The 6,644-nt window shown below is 42.1% G+C and carries 6 protein-coding genes; all 6 read left to right on the forward strand.

What is annotated here, in order from left to right:
- The first annotated feature begins 114 nt into the window (after positions 1 to 114).
- The 6 genes from ACYQY7_RS06865 (at position 115) to ACYQY7_RS06890 (ending at position 6,554) form a co-directional block, all read left to right on the forward strand.
- Complete coding sequence (locus ACYQY7_RS06865; protein ID WP_461201338.1) at positions 115 to 1,032, forward strand: carbohydrate ABC transporter permease; 918 nt, start codon at positions 115 to 117, stop codon at positions 1,030 to 1,032.
- A complete protein-coding gene (locus ACYQY7_RS06870) occupies positions 1,025 to 1,849 on the forward strand; it encodes a carbohydrate ABC transporter permease (RefSeq protein ID WP_461201332.1) in 825 nt (274 codons plus the stop codon). The genes ACYQY7_RS06865 and ACYQY7_RS06870 overlap by 8 nt, the downstream gene beginning before the upstream one ends.
- A 21-nt stretch (positions 1,850 to 1,870) precedes the next feature.
- Positions 1,871 to 4,912: a beta-galactosidase, LacZ type gene (lacZ, locus tag ACYQY7_RS06875; protein WP_461201333.1), complete on the forward strand. Its 3,042-nt coding sequence runs from the start codon at positions 1,871 to 1,873 to the stop codon at positions 4,910 to 4,912.
- 173 nt (positions 4,913 to 5,085) lie between these two features.
- Positions 5,086 to 5,616: a helix-turn-helix domain-containing protein gene (locus tag ACYQY7_RS06880; RefSeq protein WP_461201334.1), complete on the forward strand. Its 531-nt coding sequence runs from the start codon at positions 5,086 to 5,088 to the stop codon at positions 5,614 to 5,616.
- Positions 5,616 to 6,263, forward strand: coding sequence for a transposase (locus ACYQY7_RS06885; RefSeq protein ID WP_461201335.1), 648 nt, complete (start codon positions 5,616 to 5,618; stop codon positions 6,261 to 6,263). Before ACYQY7_RS06880 ends, ACYQY7_RS06885 begins: the two co-directional genes overlap by 1 nt.
- A gap of 27 nt (positions 6,264 to 6,290) precedes the next feature.
- Positions 6,291 to 6,554: a hypothetical protein gene (locus ACYQY7_RS06890; RefSeq protein WP_461201336.1), complete on the forward strand. Its 264-nt coding sequence runs from the start codon at positions 6,291 to 6,293 to the stop codon at positions 6,552 to 6,554.
- Positions 6,555 to 6,644: the final 90 nt, after the last annotated feature.

Here is a 6,644-nt window from a genome sequence, read left to right on the forward strand (position 1 = left end):
AGGTGCGCCTTGAGTTGTTATTTTCATGCGCGGAAGGAGAGTAAAAGTTTGTTCATGGATTTTTTGTTATCAATAGTGATAGGGAGTTGAGATAGAGTGATTCCGTCAACAAAGATGAATATAGATTTGACGATTAAAACAGGTCGAAATATTAATCGGAAACACCGTATTAAGAGCACAATAGTTGGATGGTCTTTTGTGATATTGGCTACTATTATGATTTGCGTATTTTATTTCTATCCAATGGTTCAGGCATTGATTCTTTCGTTACAATCAGGTTCGGGTGCGAATCTAACTTTTGTTGGACTGAAAAATTATGCTCGTCTATTTAACGATCCTACCTTTTTAACAACTGTAAAAAATACAGTGATATACCTTATTATTCAAGTTCCGATTATGATTATTGTCGCTTTATTCTTAGCCGTACTATTGAATAATCCGAAATTAAAGCTGAGAGGATTGTTCCGAACAGCAATCTTTTTACCATGTGTCACTTCCCTAGTTGCGTATTCTGTCATATTTAAATATTTGTTTAGCCAAGATGGATTGATCAACGTTATGTTGACGAAATTTTCCCTTATATCTGAGCCAATCAACTGGCTAGGTGATCCTTTTTGGGCTAAAGTGACCATTATTATTGCTCTTACATGGAGATGGACAGGCTATAATATGATTTTTTACTTATCTGCTCTACAAAATATCGATCAATCCATTTATGAAGCCGCTAAAATTGATGGTGCTTCGCCAGTTCAGCAGTTTTTTAAAATTACGATTCCATTGTTAAAGCCTATGATTTTGTTTACATCAATCATTTCAACAATCGGTACGCTCCAGCTGTTCGATGAAGTAGTGAACATTACGCAAGGGGGACCGGGAAATGCAACGATGACGATTTCTCAATATATCTACAATCTTTCATTTAAATATACTCCTGATTTCGGTTATGCGGCAACAGTTTCGTATGCGATTGTGATTATGATTGTATTCTTTTCTATTATTCAGTTTAAAGTGGCAGGTGATAAAAATGAGTAATCTTAAAAACGTATTCAACTATACTGTTTTAACCATTGCATCTATTGTTTCTGTGTTTCCATTTTTGTGGATGGTTGTTAGTGCAACGAATAAATCAGTAGAAGTGACGAAAGGGCGGTTATTGCCAGGTAGTCACTTTATGGAAAACTTCCGCAACCTGCTTGATAGCACTAATCTGGTCAATGCATTAATGAATTCGGCAAAAATCGCGATTGTAACAACTTTACTTGCACTGTTGGTCTCCTCTTTGGCTGGTTACGGATTTGAAATTTTTAAAAGCAAAACCAAAGATTTGGTATTTAATTTCTTATTGCTTTCAATGATGGTACCTTTTGCTGCTTTAATGGTCCCGTTGTTTAGAATGTTTGGGACAATATCGCAAATATTTCCGAGCATAGGTATTGATACAATGATGGCCGTTATTTTGCCGACAGTCACAACGGCATTTCTGATTTTTTTCTTCCGCCAAAGCACGAAAATGTTCCCGAAGGAAATTATTGAAGCGGGCCGAATTGATGGATTGTCTGAATGGGGGATCTTCTTCAGGCTGTATGTACCTACCATGAAAACAACCTATGCAGCCGCGGCCATTATTACATTTATGTCGAGCTGGAACAGCTATTTATGGCCACTTGTCATATTACAGTCCCCGGAGAACCAGACGGTGCCATTGCTTATATCAAATCTCGGATCGAGTTATTATCCGGATTTTGGAATGATCATGACCGCTATTGTGATCGCTACCTTGCCGACGGCGCTAATCTTCTTTTTCATGCAAAAGCACTTCGTTGCTGGGATGCTCGGTTCAGTAAAATGATGAGTAGGGAGTGTGAAAATAATGAAAAAAACATTAACAACCCCCACATTAGAATGGCTTTTGGATCCTTGTGTTTTCGAGGTTAATCGCCTACCTGCCCATTCGGACCATATTTATTATGAGACGTTGGAAGAAGCAAAAAGTGGAATTTCCATGTCGATGCGCTATGAGTTGAATGGGAATTGGAAGTTTCACTATGCAGTCAATCCAGCTAGCCGCCCGGCGGAATTTTATCAGCTCGATTTTGACTGCTCAAACTGGAGTGATATTTCCGTACCAGGACATATTCAGTTGCAAGGTTATGGAACTCCCCAGTATGTAAATATAATGTATCCGTGGGATGGTCATTGCGATGTTCATCCTCCAGAAGTTCCTATGGATTATAATCCAGTAGGAAGCTATATAAAAATTTTTAATCTCCCTAAAAGCATGAAAGATAAACCGGTGTATATTTCTTTTCAAGGAGTAGAGTCAGCGTTTTATGTTTGGTTGAACGGGCAGTTTGTTGGGTATAGTGAGGACTCTTTCACGCCGGCAGAATTTGAACTTACACCTTTTATAAAGGATGGAGAGAATAAGCTCGCGGTTGAGGTTTACCAGTACAGCACCGGAAGTTGGCTTGAGGATCAGGATTTCTGGCGTTTTTCTGGAATCTTTCGCGATGTATACCTTTATACAGTGCCAGATATTCATGTCTATGATTTACATGTTCGCGCCGAATTGGATTCGTCCTATACGAGAGGCATGTTAACGGCGGACCTTACCTTTTTGTCTCCGGTACCTGCCGGCTCTAGGTTTATCGCTGAACTGTATGATGCGAAAGGCGACCTTGTCGCCAAAAAAGACGGAGAGCTTCATGGCGAAAAGGGGACATTTTCCATTGCGGTCGATGAACCGGAATTATGGAGCGCGGAGAAACCGTATTTGTATAAGCTATATATTCAGATTTTTAACGAGTTTGGCCAATTGGTAGAGGTTGTTCCACAGAAGGTCGGTTTTCGAAGATTCGAGATCATCAATAAAGTTATGCACCTTAACGGAAAACGGATTGTATTTAAAGGCGTTAACCGACATGAATTTCATTGCCGAAGAGGCCGGGCGATCACAAAGGAAGATATGCTATGGGATATTAAAACATTGAAGCGTCATAACATTAACGCAGTCCGTACGTCACACTATCCGAATCAAAGCTATTGGTATGAACTATGCGATGAATACGGCATCTATGTCATTGATGAAATGAATTTGGAAACGCACGGAACGTGGCAAAAAATGGGCCGTGTCGACCCCACATGGAATGTTCCGGGGAACAATCGAGAATGGCAAGACATTGTTATGGACCGGGCGATTTCAATGTTTGAAAGGGATAAGAACCATCCTTCCATCCTGATTTGGTCATGTGGAAATGAATCGTATGCTGGGGAAGTTCTGTTAAACGTCGCCAACTATTTTCGGTCAGTCGATCCGAGCCGTCTTGTCCATTATGAAGGAGTATTCCATGCCCGCGAGTACAATGATATAAGCGACATAGAAAGTCGTATGTACGCAAAGCCTCATGAAATTGAAAAGTATTTAACAGAAAATCCGGATAAACCGTATATCAGCTGCGAATATATGCATGCAATGGGGAACTCGCTCGGCGGGATGTACAAATATACGGATTTGGAACAAAAGTATCCGATGTATCAAGGTGGTTTTATTTGGGATTTCATTGATCAAGCCCTTGTGAAAAAAGATCGTTATGGAAAAGAATTTTTGGCATATGGAGGGGACTTTGGCGACCGTCCAACCGATTACGGTTTCTGCACGAACGGAATTGTCTATGCCAACCGGGAGTTGTCACCGAAGATGCAGGAAGTAAAATATCTTTATCAAAACTTTAAGCTTTCACCGGATCAATACGGTGTCAATATTAGAAATGAAAGTCTTTTCACTGACACAAGTGAATATGATTTAGAATACGTCCTATTCCTTGAAGGGAGAGAGTTGTATCGAAGCAAGCTGAATGTATCGGTAGCACCGCAGGAAGAGAAAAGAGTCGAGTTCGACTGGCCCCTTGGGATGATGGCAGATGCAGGTGAATATTGCATTCATGCATCATTTAAATTGAAAGAAAAAACACTTTGGGCTGATGCTGGTTATGAGGTGGCATTCGGCCAGTTTGTATTCCAGATTGGTTCCAAGGAATTCGTTGTTCCTAGCGGAAAGTTAAAAGTTGTCCATGGTGATGTCAACATTGGGGTGCACGGCAAAGATTTTACGATCATGTTTTCCAAACAGGCAGGAAGCCTAGTTTCAATGAATTACGCAGGCAAGGAGATGATTGCGGTCCCTCCTGCACCATTGTTTTGGAGGGCCACGACTGATAATGACCGAGGTTTTTTGCAAGACTTCTATTCGGGGCTTTGGTATGCGGCGAGTTTGGCGCGTAAATGTGTAAAAGTCGATGTGAAAGAGGAAGCGGCCCAAGTAAATGTCACCTTTACCTACAAATTTTCCATTAACCCTGAATTGGAAGTGAAAATTGGTTATACCGTTTATGCTGATGGCAGCATTCGCGTGAAGGCGGTCTATCATGGAGTCGAGAATCTTCCGTCAATGCCGATTTTTGCGGTATCATTCAAGGTTCCAGCCGACTATAATCAACTCGAGTGGTATGCAATGGGGCCCGAAGAAAACTATGTCGACCGCTCAAAGGGGGCAAGACTTGGAATCTTTAGAAATCAAGTATCTGACAATGTATCGCGCTATCTCAAACCGCAGGAATCAGGAAACAGAACAGGTGTTCGTAAAGTAAGCTTAACGAACAACAATGGACAGGGAATAAAAATTTCTTCTATAACTGAACCGTTGGAATGCAACTTTTCGCCATACACAGCTTTTGAACTTGAACATGCCAATCATCATTACGAGCTGCCCAATATTCATTATACGGTTGTCACGGTAGCAGGTCGACAAATGGGAGTTGGCGGGGACGACAGCTGGGGCGCCCCAGTTCACGATGAATACGTCATAAAGGCAGATCAAGACATGGAATTTGAGTTTATGATTCATAAAGTTTAGCGACAACAGCATCATGATGTAAACTTCTCATCTTAGCGTTTTCATTTATCTTGAAAAATAAAAATTGCCCTAACAATATGTGTTCATTAAAAACTAATCTTCTTAATTACTCGTGCACACTCCGATGATCCTGTTGCCCTAAGGAAACCAATGGAAAAGGAGCAGGATCATTCATGAAGCGTTTGTGCATCACCAACGATCACGGATGGACACCTCGGACACTTCGCAAACAGGAACGGAAAATCAAAAACACCCTTCTTCGCCAACGGGTGATGGCGGTTCGCCTGGTCATGGAAGGCTATTTGGGCAAAGAGGTGGCCTCCATGGTCAACGTGTGCCGACAAACCGTTTCCCATTATGTGTCGCTGTTCAACGAAGGCGGCCTTGAACTCCTGCTTCATCGGGATTTCGCCCCCGGGCGGGAGCCGTTTCTCACCGAAGAACAGCAGGAAGAGATCAAACAGCTTGTGTTGACCACCACTCCCGTAGAACTGGGCTGGGACGTCGCTTCGGCGTGGAACACCAAACTCCTGCAATCCTATGTCGAAAAGCACTTCGGTGTTTGCATTTCCCGCGAAGCGTTGCGAAAACTCCTGCACCGCAAAGGGCTGTCGTGGACACGGCCGACCTACACATTGGCGAAAGGCAATCCGGATCGACAAAAGAATTTTGAGAAACAGATCGACTTCATAAAAAAAACTTAATGGATCCTGATTCGGTCTTGTTGTACCTTGATGAAACACATATCCGCTCTTACCATGTCTTGCGGTCCACATGGTCGGAAGTCGGCCGCCAAAAACAAGTGCCGACGTTCGGCCATCATGCCCACGTATCGCTGTTTGGCGCGGTCAACATCCACGATGGCGAAACGGTGCTTCATCAAACGACCGCTGCCAATGCCGCGACGTTCTTGGATTTCTTGCGAATGCTCAAAGAGCACGATCCGGACCGTCTCATGGTCTTGGTGTTGGATAACGCCCGCATTCACCATGCCAAAATGGTCAAGGAGTTTTTGCGGGAAGAAGGGCAGTGTTTTCACTTTTCCCTATTCGCCACAGCTGAACCCGATCGAACGCTTATGGAAATGGTCGAAAGATACGGTGATTGCCAATGTATTTCACAAGGATCGCAACGATATCATTCAAGCCATTACTCGGTTTGTCAACTACATCCACGAACGTCCGGAGGAAGTGCTGCAGCGCTTAGGGTGTGCAGGATGACTGAGAAGTTAACTCTTCATGTTGCATGTATATACAAATTCCCGCGCCGGCTCCCGATCAAAGATAAAGGTTCATTCAAAAAGATGCTCCTGAAATATCCATTTTTCCATGAAGTTGAGGAAGATGATTAGCCTAAATATAAATAAGAGGTGTAAGAGATGGATATAAGAAAAGAGTTTGAAAACCCCCAGTATTTTTTTGATTCATATTATAATCAGACTTTTTTCGACGCAAGATTAGAAGATAAATTTTTAGAGTTTCTTAATGAAGAACCTAAATGGGTACCAAAGGCGCTAAAACAGGAAATTCAAAAGTTAGAACAAATATATAATAATAAAGATATTGAGACATGGAAAAAAATAGAGGAACTAGTGCATGAAAATAGTATGCGATATTTTCCATACGAAGATGGTAAAGAGTAACTATTCACCCCGATAGTAGTATGTAAAAAAGCGCAAGGGCATCTCCGTGATAGAAAATGCCCTAAGTGATAGAAAGAACACGATCGAGCG

The sequence above is a fragment of the Anoxybacillus sp. TBDG-1 genome, from assembly GCF_054815885.1.

Excerpts from the sequence above, each read along its gene's own strand:
- ACYQY7_RS06885 (WP_461201335.1), top strand. The coding sequence starts at position 5,616 with ATGGATCCTGATTCGGTCTTGTTGTACCTTGATGAAACACATATCCGC.
- ACYQY7_RS06890 (WP_461201336.1), top strand. The coding sequence starts at position 6,291 with ATGGATATAAGAAAAGAGTTTGAAAACCCCCAGTATTTTTTTGATTCA.
- ACYQY7_RS06880 (WP_461201334.1), top strand. The coding sequence starts at position 5,086 with ATGAAGCGTTTGTGCATCACCAACGATCACGGATGGACACCTCGGACA.
- lacZ (WP_461201333.1), top strand. The coding sequence starts at position 1,871 with ATGAAAAAAACATTAACAACCCCCACATTAGAATGGCTTTTGGATCCT.
- ACYQY7_RS06870 (WP_461201332.1), top strand. The coding sequence starts at position 1,025 with ATGAGTAATCTTAAAAACGTATTCAACTATACTGTTTTAACCATTGCA.
- ACYQY7_RS06865 (WP_461201338.1), top strand. The coding sequence starts at position 115 with ATGAATATAGATTTGACGATTAAAACAGGTCGAAATATTAATCGGAAA.